The organism is Pseudomonas sp. P110(2024), from assembly GCF_057480795.1.
In genome coordinates, this window is sequence record NZ_JBLIYT010000005.1 from 122,315 (window position 1) to 142,494 (window position 20,180).

16 protein-coding genes are annotated in these 20,180 nt (G+C 67.2%); 6 read left to right on the plus strand and 10 right to left on the minus strand.

Annotated elements, in window-relative coordinates; all coding sequences use genetic code 11:
* The first annotated feature begins 1 nt into the window (after position 1).
* The 6 genes from AC25ND_RS09625 to AC25ND_RS09650 all read left to right on the plus strand — a co-directional run bounded on the left by AC25ND_RS09625 (position 2) and on the right by AC25ND_RS09650 (position 7,091).
* Complete coding sequence (locus AC25ND_RS09625; protein ID WP_236179713.1) at positions 2 to 1,603, plus strand: (2,3-dihydroxybenzoyl)adenylate synthase; 1,602 nt, start codon at positions 2 to 4, stop codon at positions 1,601 to 1,603.
* Between the two features lie 17 nt (positions 1,604 to 1,620).
* The gene (locus tag AC25ND_RS09630; protein ID WP_182324330.1) at positions 1,621 to 2,487 is read left to right on the plus strand and encodes an isochorismatase; all 867 of its coding nucleotides are present in this window, start codon (positions 1,621 to 1,623) and stop codon (positions 2,485 to 2,487) included.
* Positions 2,454 to 3,236 carry a 2,3-dihydro-2,3-dihydroxybenzoate dehydrogenase gene (gene dhbA / locus AC25ND_RS09635; RefSeq protein ID WP_373876206.1) on the plus strand — a complete coding sequence of 261 codons (783 nt, stop codon included), beginning with the start codon at positions 2,454 to 2,456 and terminating at the stop codon, positions 3,234 to 3,236. The genes AC25ND_RS09630 and dhbA overlap by 34 nt, the downstream gene beginning before the upstream one ends.
* A gap of 80 nt (positions 3,237 to 3,316) precedes the next feature.
* Positions 3,317 to 4,600 (plus strand): histidine decarboxylase, encoded by a 1,284-nt coding sequence (locus AC25ND_RS09640; protein ID WP_083242108.1) that lies wholly within the window; start codon positions 3,317 to 3,319, stop codon positions 4,598 to 4,600.
* 420 nt (positions 4,601 to 5,020) lie between these two features.
* Positions 5,021 to 6,088, plus strand: a complete 1,068-nt coding sequence (locus tag AC25ND_RS09645; protein WP_486976272.1) for a GNAT family N-acetyltransferase — start codon at positions 5,021 to 5,023, stop codon at positions 6,086 to 6,088.
* Between the two features lie 19 nt (positions 6,089 to 6,107).
* On the plus strand, positions 6,108 to 7,091 hold the full coding sequence (locus tag AC25ND_RS09650; protein WP_028688876.1) for a fatty acid desaturase family protein: 984 nt from the start codon (positions 6,108 to 6,110) through the stop codon (positions 7,089 to 7,091).
* Positions 7,092 to 7,202: 111 nt separating this feature from the next.
* Here the strand turns inward: AC25ND_RS09650 and AC25ND_RS09655 are convergent, their stop codons facing one another.
* The 10 genes from AC25ND_RS09655 to AC25ND_RS09700 form a co-directional block, all read right to left on the minus strand.
* The gene (locus tag AC25ND_RS09655; protein ID WP_236179709.1) at positions 7,203 to 8,543 is read right to left on the minus strand and encodes an LLM class flavin-dependent oxidoreductase; all 1,341 of its coding nucleotides are present in this window, start codon (positions 8,541 to 8,543) and stop codon (positions 7,203 to 7,205) included.
* Positions 8,530 to 10,074, minus strand: a complete 1,545-nt coding sequence (locus tag AC25ND_RS09660; RefSeq protein ID WP_236179707.1) for an MFS transporter — start codon at positions 10,072 to 10,074, stop codon at positions 8,530 to 8,532. Before AC25ND_RS09660 ends, AC25ND_RS09655 begins: the two co-directional genes overlap by 14 nt.
* Positions 10,075 to 10,144: 70 nt before the next feature.
* Positions 10,145 to 10,894, minus strand: a complete 750-nt coding sequence (locus tag AC25ND_RS09665) for a tRNA-dependent cyclodipeptide synthase (RefSeq protein WP_050705754.1) — start codon at positions 10,892 to 10,894, stop codon at positions 10,145 to 10,147.
* A 5-nt stretch (positions 10,895 to 10,899) separates the two neighbouring features.
* Positions 10,900 to 11,676: a 2OG-Fe(II) oxygenase gene (locus AC25ND_RS09670; RefSeq protein ID WP_236179705.1), complete on the minus strand. Its 777-nt coding sequence runs from the start codon at positions 11,674 to 11,676 to the stop codon at positions 10,900 to 10,902.
* A 234-nt stretch (positions 11,677 to 11,910) separates the two neighbouring features.
* Positions 11,911 to 12,861 (minus strand): aliphatic sulfonate ABC transporter substrate-binding protein, encoded by a 951-nt coding sequence (locus AC25ND_RS09675; RefSeq protein WP_236179703.1) that lies wholly within the window; start codon positions 12,859 to 12,861, stop codon positions 11,911 to 11,913.
* A complete protein-coding gene (locus tag AC25ND_RS09680; protein WP_236179701.1) occupies positions 12,861 to 15,311 on the minus strand; it encodes a TonB-dependent receptor plug domain-containing protein in 2,451 nt (816 codons plus the stop codon). The genes AC25ND_RS09675 and AC25ND_RS09680 overlap by 1 nt, the downstream gene beginning before the upstream one ends.
* Before the next feature lie 56 nt (positions 15,312 to 15,367).
* Positions 15,368 to 15,862, minus strand: coding sequence for a RidA family protein (locus AC25ND_RS09685; RefSeq protein WP_236179699.1), 495 nt, complete (start codon positions 15,860 to 15,862; stop codon positions 15,368 to 15,370).
* Between the two features lie 75 nt (positions 15,863 to 15,937).
* Entirely contained in the window at positions 15,938 to 17,512 is a 1,575-nt protein-coding gene (locus AC25ND_RS09690; RefSeq protein WP_236179697.1) for a flavin monoamine oxidase family protein, read from the minus strand.
* A gap of 349 nt (positions 17,513 to 17,861) precedes the next feature.
* On the minus strand, positions 17,862 to 19,016 hold the full coding sequence (locus AC25ND_RS09695) for a dipeptidase (protein ID WP_486976296.1): 1,155 nt from the start codon (positions 19,014 to 19,016) through the stop codon (positions 17,862 to 17,864).
* A gap of 196 nt (positions 19,017 to 19,212) precedes the next feature.
* Complete coding sequence (locus AC25ND_RS09700) at positions 19,213 to 20,169, minus strand: ABC transporter substrate-binding protein (RefSeq protein WP_486976273.1); 957 nt, start codon at positions 20,167 to 20,169, stop codon at positions 19,213 to 19,215.
* Positions 20,170 to 20,180: the final 11 nt, after the last annotated feature.

Genomic DNA, 20,180 nt, shown 5'->3' on the forward strand with positions numbered 1-20,180 from the left:
CATGACCATCGAATTCACCCCCTGGCCCGCGGACCGGGCGCAGCGCTATCGCGCCGCCGGCTACTGGAACGACCAGCCGCTCAGCCAACTGCTGATCGAGCGCGCCGCCGCGCAGCCACAGGCCCCGGCGATCCTCTGCGGCGAACGCTGCATCAGCTACGGCGAACTGGACCGGCGCGCCTCCAACCTGGCCTCGCGCCTGGCCGCCCACGGCCTCGGCCAGGGCGACACGGCACTGGTGCAGTTGCCCAACGTCGCCGAGTTCTACATCGTGCTGTTTGCCCTGTTCAAGGCCGGCATCGCCCCGGTCAACGCGCTCTACAGCCACCGCCAGCACGAGCTGGGCGCCTTCGCCCGGCAGATCCACCCCGCCTTGCTGATTGCCTCGGCCGAGCATGAGGTGTTCCGCAACGACGCGTTCCTCGACGACCTGGCCAAGGAAGGCCTGCGTCCGAAGCTGACGTTGATGCTCGATGCTCTCGACGAATGGAGCGCCAGCGCCGATGTGCGCGGCACCCACTACGTGCCCAGCCCGGCCGGCGAAGTGGCGCTGTTCCAGCTGTCCGGCGGCAGCACCGGCACCCCCAAGCTGATCCCGCGCACCCACAACGACTACGCCTACAGCGTGCGGGCCAGCGCGCAGATCTGCGCCCTGGACAGCGCCACGCGCTTTCTCTGCGCCCTGCCCGCCGCGCACAACTACACCCTCAGCTCCCCCGGCGGCCTGGGCGTGCTGCACGCCGGCGGCTGCATCGTCATGGCGGCCAACCCGGAGCCGCTCAACTGCTTCGCCCTGATCGAGCGCCACGCGGTGACCATGGCCGCCCTGGTGCCCAGCGCCGTGGCCCTGTGGCTGCAGGCCGCGCCCGGGCACGCGGCCAAGCTGCGCAGCCTGCGCCTGCTGCAGGTCGGCGGTGCGAGCTTCGCCGAGGCCCTGGCCCGCCAGGTCCCCGAAGTATTGGGCTGCCACCTGCAACAGGTGTTCGGCATGGCCGAGGGCCTGGTCAACTACACCCGCCTGGACGATAGCGACGAGCAGGTGTTCACCACCCAGGGCCGGCCGATCAGCGAGCTGGACGAAGTGCGCATCCTCGACGAACAGGGCCAGCCGGTCGCCGACGGCGAGCCAGGCATGCTCGCCACCCGTGGCCCCTACACCTTCTGCGGCTACTACCAAAGCCCCGAGCACAACGCCCAGGTGTTCGACCAAGACGGCTTCTACCACTCCGGCGACATCGTCCAGCGCAGCGCCGATGGCAACCTGCGAGTGGTCGGGCGGGTCAAGGACCAGATCAACCGCGGCGGCGAGAAGGTCGCCTCGGAGGAGATCGAGAACCTGATCGTCATGCACCCGGACGTGACCCATGCCGCCCTGGTGGCGCTGCCCGACGAACTGCTCGGCGAGAAAAGCTGCGCCTTCATCGTCTCGCGCAACCCGCAGCTCAAGCCGATCGCCCTGCGCCGCCACCTGATGGGCCTGGGTATCGCCGAATACAAGCTCCCGGACCGGATCCGGCTGATCGACGCCATGCCGCTGACCGCGGTGGGCAAGATCGACAAGAAGCAACTGCGCGCGCTGCTCGCCGTCGCCCAGACCGCCTGACCGTCCAAGGACCCGACATGACCATTCCAACCATCCACGACTATGCCATGCCGCAGCGGGCCAGCTACCCGGCCAACAAGACCCAATGGCAACCCGACCCGGCCCGCGCCGTGCTGCTGATCCACGACATGCAGCGCTACTTCCTGCGCTTCTACCAACCCGACGGCGCCCTGCTCACCGCCCTGGTGCACAACCTGTCGCGGCTGATCCACTGGGCCCGCGAGCAGGGCATCCCTGTGGTCTACACCGCCCAGCCCCATGAACAGCCACCCGAGGATCGCGCCCTGCTCAACGCCATGTGGGGCCCGGGCCTGCCGGCGGCCAGCCCCGAGCAACAACCGATCATCGACGCCCTGGCGCCGCAGCCGGGCGACACGGTGCTGACCAAGTGGCGCTACAGCGCCTTCCAGCGCTCCGACCTGCTCGAGCGCATGCGCACCTGGCAACGCGACCAGCTGCTGATCGGCGGCGTGTACGCCCATATCGGCTGCATGATCACCGCCGCCGACGCCTTCATGAACGATATCCAGGCGTTCCTGGTGGGCGATGCGGTGGCCGACTTCTCCGAGGAGGAGCACCGCCTGGCCCTGAAGTACGTCGCCACCCGCTGCGGCCATGTCACCGACACCACCGCCCTGTTGACCCAACCCGCGGGCGAGACCACACGCGACTGGCTGCATGGCCGAGTGCGCCAGATGATCGAGGACGATAGCGACCTTGACCCGCAGGAAAGCCTGATCTTCTACGGCCTGGACTCGCTGCAGGTGATGAAGCTGGCCGCCGAGCTCAAGCAGCGCGGCATCGCCGTCAGCTTCGAGGAGCTGGCCAACGCGCCGACCCTGGATGGCTGGTGGTCGCTGATGCAAGCGCGGGGGGCCGCCTGATGGCCATGGCCCGCTTCACCGGCCGGCGCGTGCTGGTCACCGGCGCCGCCAGCGGCATCGGTCGCTGCGTGGCGCAGCAGTTTCTAGAGGAAGGCGCCGAGGTCATCGGCCTGGACTGCGAGGAGGCCGACGTGCCCTTCGCGCTGCTGCATGTCGACCTGACCGATCCGGCCGACGTGCAGCGGGTCTGCGACCGCCTCAAGGAGCAGGCGCAGTACCTCGACGTGCTGGTCAATGTCGCCGGCGTGCTGCGCCTGGGGCGCAGCGACGAGGTGTCCTGCGAAGACTGGCAGCGCTGCCTGGATGTCAACGTGAGCGCGCCGTTCTACCTGATGCGCCAGTGGACCCCGGTGTTCCGTCGCCAGCGCCGCGGCGCCATCGTCAATGTCGCCTCCAACGCCGCCCACGTGCCGCGCCTGAACATGGCCGCCTACTGCGCCTCCAAGGCCGCACTGGTCAGCCTGAGCCACTGCGTGGGCCTGGAGCTGGCACCCTACGGCGTACGCTGCAACGTGGTGTCGCCAGGCTCGACGCGCACGCCGATGCTCGCCGGCATGCTCGGCGACCCGGCGGGCGAACGCCAGCTGGTCGACGGCCTGCCCGGGCAGTTCAAGCTCGGCGTGCCGCTGGGCAAGATCGCCACGCCCGACGACATCGCCAATGTGGTGCTGTTCCTGGCCTCGGAGCAGGCCGGGCACGTGACCCTGCAGGATATCGTGGTCGACGGCGGCGCCACCCTGGCCGCCTGAGCCTGATGCGGCACTGACAAGGACTTTCACCCGCACCGCGCTCGGCCCTGGCCGGCCGAGCGCGCACCATGGAGCTGGACATGACATTCTCACCCGCCGACCACAAGCGTCTCGAGGCCTTCTGGCAGTACTGCCTTACCCACCAGTACTTCAATGTCGGCTACCCCGAGTCGGCCGACTTCGACTACAGCCTGCTGCACCGCTTCATGCGCTTTTCCATCAACAACTGCGGCGACTGGAACGAGCCCAGCAACTACCTGCTCAACTCCTTCGACTTCGAGCGCGAGGTGATGCGCTTCTTCGCCGAGCTGTTCCACATCCCGTTCGAGGACAGCTGGGGCTATGTCACCAACGGCGGCACCGAAGGCAACATGTTCGGCTGCTACCTGGCCCGCGAGCTGTTTCCCGACGCCACCCTCTACTACTCCAAGGACACCCACTACTCGGTGGCCAAGATCGTCCGCCTGCTGCGCATCAAGGCCCAGGTGGTGGAATCCCAGGCCAACGGTGAAATGGACTACGACGACCTGGTCGCGCGAATCACCGCCGACGGTGAACGCCACCCGATCATCTTCGCCAATATCGGCACCACCCTGCGCGGCGCCACCGACAACATCGCCACCATTCAGCAGCGCCTGGCCCAGGCCGGCATCCGCCGCGAGGACTACTACCTGCATGCCGACGCGGCCCTCAGCGGCATGATCCTGCCCTTCGTCGATACCCCCGAGCCCTACTCGTTCGCCGACGGCATCGACTCGATCTGCGTCTCCGGGCACAAGATGATCGGCTCGCCGATGCCCTGCGGCATCGTAGTGGCCTGGCGCCACAACGTCGAGCGCATTTCGGTGGAAATCGACTACATCAGTGCCCGCGACCAGACCATCAGCGGCTCGCGCAACGGCCACACGCCACTGATGATGTGGGCCGCATTGTGCAGCCGGTCGCGGGAGGACTGGCGCGCACGCATCCAGCGCTGCCTGGACCTGGCCCAACATGCGGTGGACCGGCTGCGGGCGGCCGGCATCGAGGCCTGGCGCAACCCCAACTCGATCACCGTGGTGTTCCCCTGCCCCTCGGCCAGCGTGTGGAAACGCCATTGCCTGGCCACCTCGGGCGACACCGCGCACCTGATCACCACCGCCCACCACCAGGACAGCACGCAGATCGACGCGCTGCTCGACGAGCTGATCGCCGACCTCAAGGCCCGCACCCGATACCCGCTGCAGGCGCCCCTGGTGGAGGGCCTGGGCAGTCGTACCCGGGTCTACAGCACGGCAGGACATCCTCGGCCGGAGCCGCTGCCGGGCCATCCCAGACTCGCACGTGACAGCGGCCTTGCCCGCCTCAAGGGCAGCGATATCTGAACACCGAGTCGTCTTTACAGCCATTTACATGTAAGCCTGTTCCTACAGCGTGTTGCTCCGGGACCTGGCGTACCGAAAAACAGGGGCGGGCCTGCCCGCCCCCTCGGCACCTTGACCGCACAACACGTTGCAGTCTCCTGCCGATGGCCGTTTGACGGCCCATCGCGTGACTCTATAGTCCGTTTCCTGGCAGCGCCAAGGAGTTGCGCTGGCCTTGGACAAGAACCCGCCATGTACAGGAGTCGCATGATGGCCATGCTCACGGATGACGCACTCTCGCCTCACCCTTCACACACATCACCCAGCCGCGCCGACCTGCGACGACATCTCCGTCACTGACCCCAGCCCCGCCACGTGCCCGTGACCTGCCCTGGGCGGTCACTGCCTTCGTTCGCCTTCAATAAAGACAAAAGGTGCGTCATGACTGCGACCCGTTCGCCGCAAACGGCCGTTGCGCCGTTGCCGGAAACCGAAACACTGCGCTGTCGCCCGGCCAGCCCCGCCGATATCGAAGCCCTCGCCGCGCTGTTCCAGCAGGTCTATGGGCAGACCACCCACCCTTGCCAGAGCCCGGACTATATCCGTCACTCGCTGCGCAGCGGGCAGCAGCAGTGGTTTGTCGCCCAGGCCCAGGGCCAACTGCTCGGATGCTGCTGCATCGCCCGCCGCCCCTGGAACCGCTCGTGGGAAGTCTGCCACGGGGTGATCCACCCCGATGCACGCAGGACCGGCGCCATCTCCAGCCTGATCCGCCTCGGTTTCGAGACCCACCGGCCCGAACCCATGGAGCTGGGCTTCTACATCACCCGCAACATCGCAAGCCACAGCGTCATGAACAAGATCCGCCCCGCCGTGCTGGTGGGGCATGACGGCGGCCCGGACACGGTCGACGGCCTGCGCGAATATCACCTGACCGCCATCCAGCCGGTGCTCCAGGCCGGCTTTGTCCATGTGGCGCCCTGGTACGTGACCGCCCGCGCCGCCGAATTCGTCCGCCGCCTGCTTTACCCCGCCCTGCGGCTCGGCGTCACTCCCGGCAGCTACCCGGACACCTTTCTGAGCGGTCCCACCGGCGCCGAACGCCATGGCCAGCTCAGCTACACCCACGATCCCCAGGCCGGCGCGCTGATGCTGTCGGGCCAGTGCGGTCGCTACCTGTCAAGCCAAGCTGTGCTGGCGGAGCTCGGCGCGCTGCTGCGCCAACATGCGCAGGCGGAGTACGTCAGCCTGGTGATCCTGGCAGACAAGCTGGAGCTGCTGGCCAGCCTGCGCCGCCTGGGTTTTGCCATCACCGCCTACCTGCCGGCCTGGCACCTGGAGAACGGCGTGCGCTACGACTGTATCCAGCTGGTGTTCCAGGACTTCGCCGTGCCCCCGCGCAGCCACGGCTTCGACGACGACATCGCCCGATTCGACCTGGCCTACGCGCACCTGGCCAACAACCTTTGCAGCCTTCCCGCCGACCCGGCTTCCCGGGCCGCCAGCTAACCGATCGGAGTTTTTGCAAGTGACCAAGGACCAATGGCTTAGTGTAAGAAAACAGATCCCCGACGGCGCCCGGGAACCCTGGACCGTGATGCTCTGGGTCGCCGACCTGCTGTTGTTGGCGGTGGCCTGGAACCTGTGGCTCGCCGACTCCACCGCCTTGCAGTTGCTGGGCTTGGCGCTGGCAGGCCTTGCCACCGTGCAGCTCTACCTGATCATGCACGAGGCGACCCACGGCGCCGCCTCGGCCAACCGCCGGCTCAACGATTTCATCGGCCACTGCGACGGCTGGCTGATCGCCTTGCCGTTCCTGGTCCGCCGGCGCTTCCACATGGCTCACCACACCTGGACCGCGCACCCGGTGAACGACCCGGAGAACCGCGGCATGATCGAGCGCTTCTCGGTGATGACGAAAAAACAGGAGCGCACCCTGGAGTTCGTCTGGAAGCACTGGATCCCGATGATCGCCGCCAACCATTTCCTGCTCAACTGGCGCGCGCCGTTCATTGCCCGGGCCAAGGGCGACAGTTCGCCGAGGATTCTCAAGGAGATCCGCTTCGCCCGCCTGTACCTGGCCGGTTACCTGGCGGCGGCCGTGCTGGCCTGGAGCCTTGGGCACCTGCTGGACCTGGTGCTGTTCTACGGGATCACCTGGGTGTTCCTGTTCTTCATGGTCGAGCTGCTCAACCTGCCCCACCACGCCGAGGCGCCGTTGCTGCCAAGGGACGCCGACCGCCTGCAGTTCTGGGAGCAGGATGGGGTGTCCCACGACTGCAAGGACCTGCCGCTGTGGTCGCGCTATGTGATCCTCAACTTCAACCTGCACATCGTCCACCACGCCTTCCCCTCGGTGCCGTGGTACCGGTTGGCCCAGGTGCAGAAGCTGCTGAGCGAACATGAGGTCGGCCATGCGCCGTCGCAGACCCATGAGTGGGCGTTCGCGGTGAAGAACCGGCGCCGGCCGTTGTTGCAGCTGATGGGGCATTTCTTCGATCAGCGGGGTTGAGCTGCCCCTCCGGGTCAGTACAGATATGCGTGGGAGCGGGCTTGCCCCGCGATAGCGTCAGTTCGCTAATGACGCCATCGCGGGGCAAGCCCGCTCCCACAGGTGCCATGCTCAGTCCGGAAAATGCCGGTTCGGCACATACCGCAACCCCAGGTTCTCCCGCAACGTACGCCCCTCATACTCACGCCTGAACAACCCCAGCCGCTGCAACTCGGGCACCACCTGCCCGACAAAATCATCCAGCCCACCCGGCAGGTGGGTGAACAGCAGGTTGAAGCCATCTGCCGCCCCTTCCTCGAACCAGCAGGCCATCTCCTCGACGATCTGCGAAGGCGTACCTACCAGCAGCCGGTGCCCGCCCGCGCCGAGCCTGGCCAGCAACTGCCTGGCTGTGGGCCGTTCGCGGCGGATCAGGTCCACCACCAGCTGCTGGCGGCTCTGGTGCCGCTCAGTCAGCGGCAACGGCTCCGGCAGCACCACCGGGGCATCCGCGGGCAGCCGCTCCAGGTCGATGCCAATGTCCAGCAGGAACGACAACGCCTTGAGCGCCGCCTCAGGATCCACCAGCGCCTGCAACTGCTCGTGCTTCTCCTGGGCTTCGCTGGTCGTGCGCCCCACCACCGGCGCCAGGCCCGGAAACACCAGCAACGACTCCGGCGCCCGCCCTGCCGAGGCCAGGCGCTGGTGCATGTCGGCGTAGAACGCCCGGCCCTCGCTCAAGGTCTGCTGCGCGGTGAACACCAGCTCGGCGCTGCGTGCCGCCAGTGCCCGGCCGGCCTGCGAGGAACCGGCCTGGGCGATCACCGGCCAGCCTTGCACGGGCCGTGGAGCATTCAACGGGCCCCGTACGCGGAAATGCTCGCCCTGGTGGTCGAGCACCCGCATGCGCGCGGTCTCCAGCCAGGTACCGGAGACCTTGTCCAGCGGGAAGGCATCGTCTGCCCAGCTGTCCCAGAGTCCGGTGACCACGTCGAAGAACTCCTCGGCGCGGGCGTAACGATCGGCATGGGGCAGGTGCGTCGCCTGGTTGAAGTTCTCGCCACCGATCAGCGCGGTGACCAGGTTCCAGCCGGCGCGTCCACCGGACAGGTGATCGAGGGAGGCGAAGCTGCGGGCGATGTTGTAGGGCTCGTTGAAACTGGTGTTGGCGGTGGCGATCAGGCCGATGTGACGGGTCACCACCGCCAGCGCCGGCAGCAGGGTCAGCGGGTCCCAGCGCAGGCTGTAGGCGCTGCTGCGCAGCACCCGTGGGTCCAGTTCGCCGACGGCGACGTTGTCGTTGAGGAACAGCGCGTCGAAACGCCCGCGCTCCAGGGTCTGGGCGTACTGCCGGTAGCGCTCGAAGTTGATCGAGGCGTCAGCGTCCGCTTGCGGGTGTCGCCAGCTGCCGGCGTGGGCGCCAGCGCCGGAGAGAAAGGCGCCCAGCCGCAGGCGGCCGTCACGCCTTGCCATGGCTGGGCTCCTGGGCGGGTACGCTTACCTTCTTCGCTCGCAGCAGCAGGGTCACGCCACCCCAGACCAGCAACAGGCTGACGGCTAGAAACACCATCAGCGCCTGGTAACCGTCGAGGAACGCGGCATGCACCCAGCCCTGCAGCACATCGCCGCCCTGCCCCAGGTGCTCGCCCAACAAAGCCGCACCTTGCTCCGGCGCCGCCGCCGCCCTGGCCAGCCAGTCGGTCTGCACGGGCACGCCGGTGGCTGCGGACAGCGTGTCGACCGCCACCGCCCGGTACAGCCCCACCCCGACTGCCAGTCCCAGCCCGCCGCCGACGTTGTGCAGGGTCATCAGCGAGCCCATGGCCACCGAGCTCACCTGCTGCGGAACCGAGGAGATCCCCAGCACCGTCGAAGGCCCGAGGATGCAGGCCCAACCCAGCCCCATCACGGCGAATGCGCCCAACAGATGCAACAGTGAGGTGTGCTCGCCAAATGCCGCCTGCAGCACGGCGGACAGCACGAACAGCAGCAGCCCGGCCTGCACCAGCAACGCCGGGCCCTTGCGGTCCACCAGACGCCCCACCAGCGGCGACAGCAGTGCCACCCCGAGCGTCGTCGGCAGCAACAGCAGGCCGCTGGCCTGCACGCTCTCGCCACGGATCAGCGCCAGGTACAGCGGCATCACGAAGAACGCCACGCAGTAGAACACCGCCAGGCCGAAGCTGGCGGTGACCGCCGCGACGAAGCGGCGGTTGGCGAACAGGCGCAGGTCGATGATCGGCGCCTCGACCCGCAACTCGACCGCGACGAAGGCCAGCAAGGCAAACAACGCCAGCGTCAGCAGGCCCAGGGTAGTGGCCGAAGCCCAGCCCCAGGCGGCGCCCTGGACGATGACCAGCACGAGGCTCGGCAAGCCCACCAGCAACAGCACCGCACCCAGCCAGTCGGGCCGCGCGCGATCCTCGCTAGCCCGCGACTCGTCCGCCGCCACGGCGATGATCGCCAGGCTCAACAGCACGAACGGCACGTTGACCAGGAAGATCCACTGCCAGCCGAAGGCGCTGGTGATCAGCCCGCCCAGCACCGGCCCTACGGCCAGGCCGATGCCGTTGACGCCGAACAGCACACCGAACGCCTTGCCCTGTTCCTCGCTGGAGAAGGTGGCCGCGACGATCGCCCCCGACGCGGTGTACAGCACCGCGCAGGCCAGGCCCTGGGCGACCCGGGCGGCCACCAGAGTATCGATGCCGCTGGCCAGCCCCGCCGCCAGCGAGGCCAGCCCGAACACACCCAGCCCGATGTTCAGCACCCGTCGGCGCCCTTTCAGGTCGGCCAGCCGGCCGACCAGCACCATGGCGCTGGACAGCGCCAGGATGAAGCCGTTGATCACCCACTGCAGGCTGTCCACCGAAGCGCCGAGGTCAGCCTGCAGTGCCGGCAGCGCGGTGTTGACGATGGTGAAGTCGACGCAGCCGAGAAAACTGGCGATGCTCACGCCGAGCAAAGCCCACCATTTGCGTTGCTGTTGCGCAAAAACGCCCATGCAAACTCCTGTTCCGGATTTCAGTATGAAGGCCGTCGTCCGTGTGGCGTGGGGCCGGGGTTGCAGCGATTCAGATGGCGATGGCGCTGGCGGCCCAGGCCGGGTGCACCGCCCCTGGCAGGGTGAAGGGAATCGGGATGCCGCGCTTCTTGAACTTCAATGGCAGCCAGTGCACCCGCTCCGGCGCGTGCGGCTCGACCAGCAGGCGCCGGGCGGTGGCCATGGCATCGGTCATCTGTTGCGGATAGATCACGTAGTCGTACCCCTCCTCGGCCCATTGGGGCAGGATGATCGGCACTTCCTCGAGGATGTACTCGCGGCATTGGGCGGCAGCGCGCTCCAGGTCCGCCTCGGGGTCGCGCAATCGCAAACGCTCGATGAACACGCCGATGGTCGCCTCGATGGCGCCGCGCAGGTCCTCGCTGTCGCGGTACAGCTGGTTCACCTGCTGGCGCAGTTCGGCGTAGCGGTCCGAGGCCAGCTCCTGGTTCCAGCGGCTAATGCGCACCGGCGCCTCGAGCCCGGCCAGGTACTTGCGGTTGCGCGCCAGCCACGCGTCGCCGTCGCGGATCGACGCCGACAGCGCCTCGCCCGGCGACTTGCCGTGTTTGTTGTGGCGCTGCAGGGTGTCGGCCACCACCACTTTCACCTGGCTGAAGCCGGACTTGTTGATCAGGTGCACGGTGGAGCTGAGCTTGTGCTCCTCGTGGTATTCCTGGCCCACGCTGACCGCCAGCACGCAACGCTTGCCGGTGAAGTCCAGCTCTTCGCCACCCTTGTTGAAATAGGCTTTGAGGTTGATCGCTTCCACATTGCTCATGTCGCTTAGCTCCAGTAGGCCAAAGGCTGGTCGTCGCCGAAATAACCGATGAATACGCCGAGGGTGACCCGCGTGCTGGTGGCCGAAGGGCGCACCGCGTGGATCAGCCGCGGGTTGAGGAAGATCAGGTCGCCCGGCTCGGGCTTGACCACCAGGTCCGGCGGCGGCAGCAGGTGTCGCTCGATGCCGTAGGCGCGCTGGCCACGCAGGCGCTGGTATTCGGCCTCGTCGGGGTGCAGGTTCCAGATCTCCAGCTCGCCGCCGTCCTCGGGGATCTGCAGGTAGATGTTGGTCGACAGCTGGGTGAGCAGCCGCGGCTGGTGGTCGGCCGGGGCGTTGCGCGCCAGGTCGTCGGTATGCGGCGTGAGGTCGACATTGTTGCCCTGGAAGCGGGCAATGCCGACGAAGCACTTCTGCCCGTTCACATCCAGCAGCCGAGCCCCTTTGGGCCAGACCTCGTCGAGCAGCAGGCGCAGGTGATCGATGGGCGACGCCAGCGGGCCGAAGGCGCTGCGGATCTTGCGGATGTTGCCGATGGCCTGGCCGTGGTACTCGGCGCGGCTGGCCTCGTCCCTGATCTCGATATAGGCCTTGCCCAGGCGCACGAACTCGGTCTGCTCGCTGAACGCGCCACGCAGTTCGTGATGGCTCAGGCGCTCCAGGGCCAGGGCCACGGTATCGGCGGGTGCGAAACCTTTGATCAGGATGCCCAGTGTACGGGCGTGAATCACATCGTCTAACTGTGCGGCGGTCAACTCCTCGACCGTGGTAATCGTCAGCATGAACACTCCCTCGCGTATTCCTGAACGGTTTGACTGCACCTGTGATGGGCGAATAACCGGCGACATCCGATGGTCGCCAGGCCATCATCAACAAGCAGCAAGCACTTGTGAAATATCGTTTTTCTCTAGCGTCAAAACTTTTGTCAAAATATTACAGAGCAACTTCAGCCATTATCAGAAATGCGCATGAACATTATAAAAATGACAACTTTCATCACGCACATCGGGTAACTTTCACTGAACTTCCGGTGCCTCATTGAACTGCCTGTCGACCTGTTGTTCGGCAACGAAACCCGGGCCGATCACTCCCTCGTCCCGGTACAGCCGGGCGGTGTCGGCCAGATCCCTGACCAGGGCGTCATCCACCGCGACCCGGCGTGGCTGTGAATAGCGGTTCGAGCGCAGGTGCACTTCCAGTGGCAGCCCGCTCTGGCGGGCCTGGATCGCCGAGAACTGCTCGACATGAGCATTGGCCCAGTCCCAGGCGCGGCCGACCCGATGCAGGAAATCCCGCAGTTGCGCCGGCTTGTCACGGATGGCCGCAGGGTTGGCCACCAGCAGCATGTTGCCGGCGAACAAACCTTCGCCGCTGACCAGTACCCGCGTGCCGCCTTCGAGCTGGACCATGCTGGTGTATGGATCCCAGGTGGCCCAGGCATCGGCGCCGCCGTTGGCCAGCAGGCTGCGCGACTCGCCTGGCTGGAGGAACACGAACGTGGCGTCGCGGCCGTTGTGGCCGCTGGCGCGCAATGCGGCCAGCGCCAGGTAATGGCCGATGGAGCCGCGGGTGGTGGTGATGCGCCGGCCTACCAGCGACGTCGCGTCGGTCAGGGGCGACGCTTCGGGCACGACGATCGCCACCGCCGTGGGCGTGACTTGCAGGCGCACCACCCCGACGGTCTTGAGCCCGGCGCCGGCCGCCGTGGCGAACACGAACGGCGCGGTGCCCAGGGTGCCGATATCCACCGCGCCGGCCGCCAGGGCCTCGGCAGTGGGCGCGGCGGCGCCGAAGGCGGCGAACTCCAGGGGGTATGGCACATCATCGAGCTCGCCGGCGGCCTGCAGCAGCACCTGCAGCGAGTTCTTCTGGCTGGAGACGCGCAGGGTTTCGTCGGCGTGTGACACGCCCAGCATCAGGCACAGCAACCCCGTCAGGATGTAACGCCCCTTGAATAAATGATTCATCAGAACGCCAGACTCACACGGCCGTAGTAGTACCCCCCACCCAGTCCGTAAGGCGAGAACATCCCGTACTCGTAGGTCCCGGCCCAGGGCACGATGCCGATCTTGTCCGGGTACTTGTCGAACAGGTTGTTGGCGCCCAGTGCCACCGTGATGTTCTGGGTCAGGTCATAGGCCACGTCGATATCGGTGATCCACTTGGCGCCGTAGGTACGGTCGTTGGCCGGGATGTTCGAGCCTTCGGTGTACTCGCCGTAGCGGGTCAGGGTCAGGTTCACCGTCCAGTCGTCGACCTTGTAGTTGCTGTTGAGGATCCACTTGTCCTTGGGCGTGGCCTTGGTCAGGTCGATCTGCTGCTGGCGGTCGAACAGCACGTAGCCCGCCCCCAGGCTCGACAGGCTCGCCGGGGTGTCGGCCAGGTCGCGGATGCTGGTCTTGTTGTGGTTGTAGGCCAGGCTCCAGCGCACGGTGCCGTACTCGGCCAGCGGCTGGCGGTACTCGGCCACCAGGTCGACGCCCTTGGTGCGGGTGTCGGCGGCGTTGGCGAAATACTGCCCAGACAGGTCCGGAGACAGGCCGTTGGCCACCAGGATGCGCGACACTGCGGGGCCGGTGAGCACGCCGGTCTGCAGGATGCGATCGTCGATGTCGATCAGGTAGAAGTCGGCGGTCAGGCGCAGGCGGTCGGTGGGTTCGGCGGTGAAGCCCAGGCTGTAGTTACGCGACTTTTCCGGCTCCAGGGTCTGGGCGCCAAGGGCGATGGCCTCGGGCGAGCCGGGGCGCATCTGCTTGGTGCGCGCCGTGCTGGTGTTGCCGCCGGCGCCGAAAATGGTCACCGAACTGGTCGAGGAAAACACGTTCTGCGCCAGTGACGGCGCACGGAAGCCATTGCTCACCGCGGCCCTGACCGCATAGCCGGGGGCGAACTCGTAGCGGGTGGTGAACTTGCCGCTGACGGTCTCGCCGACCTCCTGGTTGTAGCGCTCGTAGCGCAGGGCGAAGGCGCTGTACCACTGCGGTGTGAGGTTAATACCGAAGTCGACATAGGCCGCGCCGCTGTGGCGGATCATCTGCCCGGCGTCCTCCGGGGTGGTGCCGTTGACCGAGAACAGGCCAGGGTCCGGACGCCGGCCGGCCAGCGGGCCGCTGGGGATCACATAGTCGCCGTAGTTGTAGGAGTTGGGCTCACCTTCGGTAAGCTCGTACTTCTCCCAGCGGTACTCGACGCCAAACGAGGTCTCCAGCGGGCTGCTCCAGCCGATGTCCAGGGCCCGGCTGAAGTCCAGGTTGGTGGTCCACTGGTCGAAGATCTCGTCGGTCAGGTGAAAGCGCCGCTGGCTCAGCAGCGGGTCGTTGGACAGGTTGAGGTTGTTGTCGGTGTACAGCTTGGCCTTGTCGCGGCCATAGGTGGTCGACAGGTCCCAATCCCAGTTGGCGGCCAGGCCCTTGAGGCCGGCGAGCATCTGGTAGTCGGTCTCCTCCACTTCACGGGTGGCCTGGCCGCCTTTCGGATACGGTGGGTTCGCCAGCCAATTGGTCGCGGTGATGTCGGTGGGTGCGCGGTGGCCGAGGACCTTCTTGCCGTCGCGGTAGCTGAGGGTGGAGAACGAATACAGCTTCAGTTCCTCGCCCAGGGGCAGCTCCAGGTTGTAGGCGCCGCTGTAGGTGCGGTCGCGACCCAGGCCGTATTCCTCGCCCCAGCCGTGGCGCTCTGTCAGGCGCGGGTCGGGCTGGCCGTTGGCCAGGGTGGTGAAGTTGCCGCGCACCGCGCCGGCGCGGTCGTAGGGCTCCTGCACCTTGGCGTCGAACGACAGGTTGAGGAAGCCGCCGTCGCCCAGTCCGAAGCCGGCGTTGGCGGCCTCATGGCCGCTGGTGCCGTCGCCGGCGTAGTACTGGCCGACCGAACTGTCGGAGGTGATGCCCTCGGCGTCCTGCTTGAGGATGATGTTGATCACCCCGGCGATGGCGTCGGAGCCGTACTGCGCCGCCGCGCCGTCGCGCAGCACCTCGATGCGCTCGATCGCCGCGGTGGGAATCAGGTCCAGGTCCACCGGCACCGCAGCGGTGCCGACCCGGGCATTGTTGTTGATCATCGCCGTGTTGTGCCGGCGCTTGCCGTTGACCAGGATCAGCACCTGGTCGCCACCCAGCCCGCGCATGCTGATGCCGCGCACCAGGAAGGCGGTGCCGCCACCGTTGATGGTCGGCGCGTTGAACGAGGGCAGCAGGCGCGTGAGCATGTCCTTGAGGCCGTTCTGGCCGCTGGTGCGCAACTGTTCGCCGGAGATCACGTCCACCGGCACCGGGCTGTCGGTCACGGTACGCTGCTGGCTGCCGCGCACGCCGGTCACCACCACGGTGGACAGCGCCGGGTCTTCGGCGGCGATGGCCTCGCCGGCCAGGCTCAGGGCCAGGGCGGTGGCCACGGGGGAAAGCTTGAAGGTCTTGGGCATCTGCGGAAATTCCTTGTGGCGGCCATGGTCCGACCGCCGCGCTCGGGTTCGGGGGCTCAACGGGCCTTGGCGGCGACCGCCTCGACTTCGATCAGGGCGCCGGGCAACACCAGCCCGGCCACCTGCACCGTGGTGCGGGTCGGCTTCAACGGCTGGCGCTCGCTGCCGAAGAACTGGCGGAAGCCGCGCTGCAGGCCATCGAAATCCATGCGCCCCTGCAATCTCGGGTCGCCCACCAGGTACACCCGCAGTTGCACCACGTCGCCCAGGCCCAGTCCGCGCGGGGCCAGGGCGGCCTCGACCTTGCGCAGCACCGCCACGGTCTGCGCCTCGGTGTCGCCGCTGGCGCGCAGCTCGTCCTTGGCTGCCTTGGGGTCGGCCGGATCGGGCAGGATGCCCGAGACGAAGGTCAGCGCCGTGCCCGGCGGCAGGGTCGCCGACTGCAAGATCGGCGAGTTGGGATAGGTCGAGGGGACGCGCTCGATATCGGCGGCCTGGCTGGCCGCGGCGAACAGGACCCCCAACCCCAGAAGGGCGTGCTTGAAAGGCATGGCGAAGCTCCACTGATGTGTAGGCGCCAGCCTCGGAGGTCCGCTACCTGGCAGATGGTTTTAGTTGTGTATTGCTCAGGCGGTCTGCCGAGTCTGCGAGGTGGCTTGGGCACGCTCGCACAGGTTGCGCACTACCCGCCGGGCGGCGCCGGCGGCGGTTTCCTGCCAGATACCGATGCCGCTGTGGGCCAGGGCGTCGCTGGTCAGGTGCACCCGGCCCTGGGCCTGGTTGAGCAGGTCGTAGTCGGCGTCGGCCAGCGGGTGGCTGATCCACGGCCCGAGGCTGTGAGGTATGCGCCCCCAGTCCACCACCAATGGCTTGCGCAGTTCGTGGCCGTGCCCGGGGTGCAGCAGTTCCACGGCCTGGCGCGACAGGGCGATCTGCTCGGCGACCGACTTGTCGGCAAACTGGCGGGCGGTCTCGCCGTTGTTGTAGGCGGCGACGAGAATACCCTCGGCCTGGTTGAAACCGCCGCTGGGGTACCACAGGCCGGACGACGCCTGGTTGATGAACGACAGGCCGCCGTAGATCTGGTAGTCGGTCTCCCAGAAGCGCCGGGACTGCCAGGCCACCTTGTTGGCATGGCCGAACTGCACGGCAGCGATGGCCTGGCGCACCGGGGCGCTGAAGTTGCTGTCGAGCCTGGCCAGCAGCGGCAGCGGCAAGGCGATCACCGCATAGTCGCTGGTGATGCGCCGTGGCTGGCCATGCTGCTGGTAGCCGATCTCCACCCGGTCGTCGAAGTTGCGAATCGAGCGCACCTCGGCCCCCAGGCGCAGGATATCCTGCAGGTGACGCTGGAACGCCAGGGGAATGCGGTCCATGCCGCCCACCGGCTGGAACATGGTTGGCGAGAATTCCGGGTACTCGTCGATCATCAGCGCCGTGCCCAGCGCCGGGTTGAGCAAGGTGCGCAGGGGCAGCGGGTCGTTGCGCAACGCTTGCTGGTCGCCGGCGCCGGGCCAGACCTTGTAGCCCGAGCGCGCCGAGCCCAGGTACTCAAGCTTCTCCGACAGGTCGCCCCAGGTACGCAGGAAGCCCAGCAGGTTGCGCCGGTCGTCCAGGCTCAGCTCCTGGTCCAAGGCCTGGCGGTCGACGGCCTTGGCCAGCAGTTCGGCCAGGTGCCCGCGGCTGTCGTTGACTGCCTGGCGGATCTGCATCGGTGGCTGGTCGAGGTCGGGGCGCACCAGGGCGTTGCGGCTGGTGTTGACCAGCACCTCCAGCTCCACCCCCAGCTCGCGGCAGTAGCCGAGCATCAGCTGGTGATGGCTGGGCAGCCGGCCAGGGCCGGCGTTGAGGTAGAAGCCATCGTCGAATTCAGCGGTCTGCACGCTGCCGTCGGTGAACGCGACCCGGTCACCCCGGCGCACGGTCCAGTTACGCCCGCCGACTCGCTCGCGGGCCTCCAGCAGGGTGACGGCAAAGCCGGCCTTGCGCAGCTCGTGGGCCGCCACCAGCCCGCCGATGCCAGCGCCGACCACGGTGACACTGGCGCCCTGCCCGACACGGGCCAGCGGCAGCTGGGCGTAGTTCTCCTGGCTGGCCCGCGCCGGGCCCAGCGACCCGAACAACCCCAGGGCCGCCGTGGCGGCTTGCAGGCCACCGACCATACCGATACGGGCAATGAGCTGGCGTCTGGTCAATGGCATCGCGGGCACTCTCCCTGGTCCACGGTTATCGCTTTCGGTTATGGCCTGATGTTTTCATGCTACGAAAACGCTCTATGTGGAGCCATCCTAGAGAGCGGGATGAGCTAAGAGAAATACATTTTGAGCATATGCAAATATTAAAATGTGTAATGTCTTAACCTTTGCATGCTGCACAGAATGCATAATTATCTTGAAACACCTGCTCTATTTCTGTGGGACTCTATCGTGGGAGCGGGCTTGCCCCGCGATCACTGGCGAAGCCGGTGCCACCGAATCGCGGGGCAAGCCCGTTCCCACGCTGCCCCAGCTAAATCAAACAACGTGGTTTTGGTCCATGTGAGCGCGTTACTCAATGAGCAGCCTGCGCTTCCCCCATCAACCGCAACAGGTTCCCACCCCAGATATCCCCCAGGTCCTGCTCGCTGTACCCCGCCGCCAGCAACCGCGCGTTGATCTGCGACAACTGGCTGACATCACGCAGCCCCTCCACCCCACCACCGCCATCCCAGTCCGCGCCGATGCCGACATGCCGTGGGCCAACCACGTCGAGGATGTGCAGCAGATGACGCATGAAGTCGTCCAGGCTGGTCGCCGGCAATGGATACCGGGCCTCGGACTCGCGTATGCGCCGGGCCAGGTCCGCCACCTGCGCCGGCGGCAGGCTGGCCGCCAGACGGAACTCCCGGTACAGCGGCGCCAGGGCCTTGTCCCGTTCCGGGTTCAGCGCACGCGGCACCAGATCGCTGGCGTAGGTGCTGACCTGCACCACCCCGCCCCTGGCGGCAAGCCGGCGCAATCGTTCGTCATCGAGATTGCGCGGATGCGGGCCGATGGCCCGGGCGCCGGAATGCGAGGCGATCACCGGGGCGCTGGACAACGCCAGCACCTGGTCGAACACCGCATCGGAGGCATGGGACACATCAATGAGGATTCCCAGGCGGTTGGCCGCCTGCACCAGTTCGCGGCCAGCCGGGCTCAAGCCATGCCAGTGTGGCAACGCAGTGGCCGAGTCGGCGAAGTCGTTGTTCTGCGCATGTACCAGGCCGAGCATGCGCAGGCCCAGGCGGTGGTAGGTGGCCAGCCGGCCGGGGTCGGCCGCCAGCGGTTCGGCATTCTCCATGCTGATCAGCACCACCCGGCGGCCGGAGGCGACGATCGCCGGCACCTCCTGCGCCCGCGTGGCCAAGGCGAATGCGTCCGGCCGGGCGGCGACCATGTCGCGGATCCGGGTGATCACCGCCAGGCCATGCTCGCTGGCCAGGGTGCGGCCCTCGGGCGTGAGCGGCCCCTGGGGGGTGAAGATGGCGAAGAAGCCGCCGTCCAGGCCGCCGTCGCGCATGCGCGGCAGGTCGACCTGGGACAGGTCGTCGGCATAGCTGTGGCGCTGGCCGATGTCCCAGCCGGGCCGGGCCAGTTGCATGGGCGTGTCCAGGTGGCTGTCGAGGACGATCAGGCGTTCGTGAAGGGCGCGGACTTCGGCCTGTGCGCAGCCGCAGGCGAGCATCAACGCCACCCAGACATATCGAGTTGAGCGAGGCATAGAATTCCTTATTGCCAGGCGCGGTCCCTGTAGGAGCGGCCTTGTGCCGCGAAAGGGCCGCAAAGCGGCCCCAGGATTTTGGCGTTGTCGCAAAGATCGACGGGGCTGCTCTGCAGCCCTTTCGCGGCACAACGCCGCTTCTACAGGGGGGCCGCGTTAATCACGAAGTCCAGCTGAAACTCCGATCCCACAACGGCGCCACATCCAGGCGCTGGGGCAGCACGCCGGCGGCGTAGAAGGTGTCGGCCACGTCCTGCTGCGAACGCACCGCGGCATCGTCCACCGCCTGCAGCACCCTCGGCCCGCTCTGGGCCTTGTACTGGGCGATGAACACTTCCCGGGGAATGCCCAGCACCTGCTCGCAACGCGCAGCCCAGGCCTCCGGATGGTGCTGCACCCATTGCCAGCTGCGGTACTCGCGGCGCACGTAGTCCTCGATCGCCGCGCGTTTGCGCGGGTCCTCGATCGCTCGCTGGTTGGCGGCAATCACATAGTTGCCCGACAGGTAGCCCTGCCCGGTGCGCAGCACCCGCGCCCCGCTGCGCAGCTCGGCCAGCTGGATGAAATAGCCGAAGGTCACCCAGACATCCAGGTTGCCGTTCTGGAACGCCGCGAAACCATTCTGGGGTGTCAGCGCCAGGGGCTGGATGTCCGCCAGGGTCAAGCCCTGGTCCTTGAGGGCGCGCAGCAGCATGTAGTGCGAGGACGTCGACCGGATATAACCCACGCGCTTGCCCGGCAGCTCGGCCAGCGACTGCATGGTAGAGCCCTTGGGCACGACGAAGGCCTGGTTGTTGACGTCGCCGGTCAGCACGGCGATAAGCCTGACCGGCGCCTGGTTGCGAATGCCGAAGATCGGCGGAATCTCGCTCATCGGCGCCAGGTCCAGGGTGCCGCTGATCAACGCTTCGAAGCCGAGGTTGCCGCCGTTGAACTCGGCGTACTTCACCGCGTAGGGCGGGCGCTCGATGCCAGCCTCCTCGAAGAAGGTCGGCGCGGCGCCCTTATAGGTGGCCACGCCCAGGGTCAACCCCTGCCAGTCGCGGGCAAAGGCGCCGGGCAGCGCGCAGGCGAGCCCGCCCAGGGCGCTGTACTGCAGAAAACGACGGCGATTCATGGCGCCTCCTT

Coding starts and splice junctions, on each gene's coding strand:
- AC25ND_RS09675 (WP_236179703.1), bottom strand. CDS start 12,861: ATGAATCATTTATTCAAGGGGCGTTACATCCTGACGGGGTTGCTGTGC.
- AC25ND_RS09645 (WP_486976272.1), top strand. CDS start 5,021: ATGACTGCGACCCGTTCGCCGCAAACGGCCGTTGCGCCGTTGCCGGAA.
- AC25ND_RS09670 (WP_236179705.1), bottom strand. CDS start 11,676: ATGCTGACGATTACCACGGTCGAGGAGTTGACCGCCGCACAGTTAGAC.
- AC25ND_RS09660 (WP_236179707.1), bottom strand. CDS start 10,074: ATGGGCGTTTTTGCGCAACAGCAACGCAAATGGTGGGCTTTGCTCGGC.
- AC25ND_RS09630 (WP_182324330.1), top strand. CDS start 1,621: ATGACCATTCCAACCATCCACGACTATGCCATGCCGCAGCGGGCCAGC.
- AC25ND_RS09685 (WP_236179699.1), bottom strand. CDS start 15,862: ATGCCTTTCAAGCACGCCCTTCTGGGGTTGGGGGTCCTGTTCGCCGCG.
- AC25ND_RS09625 (WP_236179713.1), top strand. CDS start 2: ATGACCATCGAATTCACCCCCTGGCCCGCGGACCGGGCGCAGCGCTAT.
- AC25ND_RS09680 (WP_236179701.1), bottom strand. CDS start 15,311: ATGCCCAAGACCTTCAAGCTTTCCCCCGTGGCCACCGCCCTGGCCCTG.
- AC25ND_RS09655 (WP_236179709.1), bottom strand. CDS start 8,543: ATGGCAAGGCGTGACGGCCGCCTGCGGCTGGGCGCCTTTCTCTCCGGC.
- AC25ND_RS09665 (WP_050705754.1), bottom strand. CDS start 10,894: ATGAGCAATGTGGAAGCGATCAACCTCAAAGCCTATTTCAACAAGGGT.
- AC25ND_RS09695 (WP_486976296.1), bottom strand. CDS start 19,016: ATGCTCGCCTGCGGCTGCGCACAGGCCGAAGTCCGCGCCCTTCACGAA.
- AC25ND_RS09640 (WP_083242108.1), top strand. CDS start 3,317: ATGACATTCTCACCCGCCGACCACAAGCGTCTCGAGGCCTTCTGGCAG.
- AC25ND_RS09700 (WP_486976273.1), bottom strand. CDS start 20,169: ATGAATCGCCGTCGTTTTCTGCAGTACAGCGCCCTGGGCGGGCTCGCC.
- AC25ND_RS09690 (WP_236179697.1), bottom strand. CDS start 17,512: ATGCCATTGACCAGACGCCAGCTCATTGCCCGTATCGGTATGGTCGGT.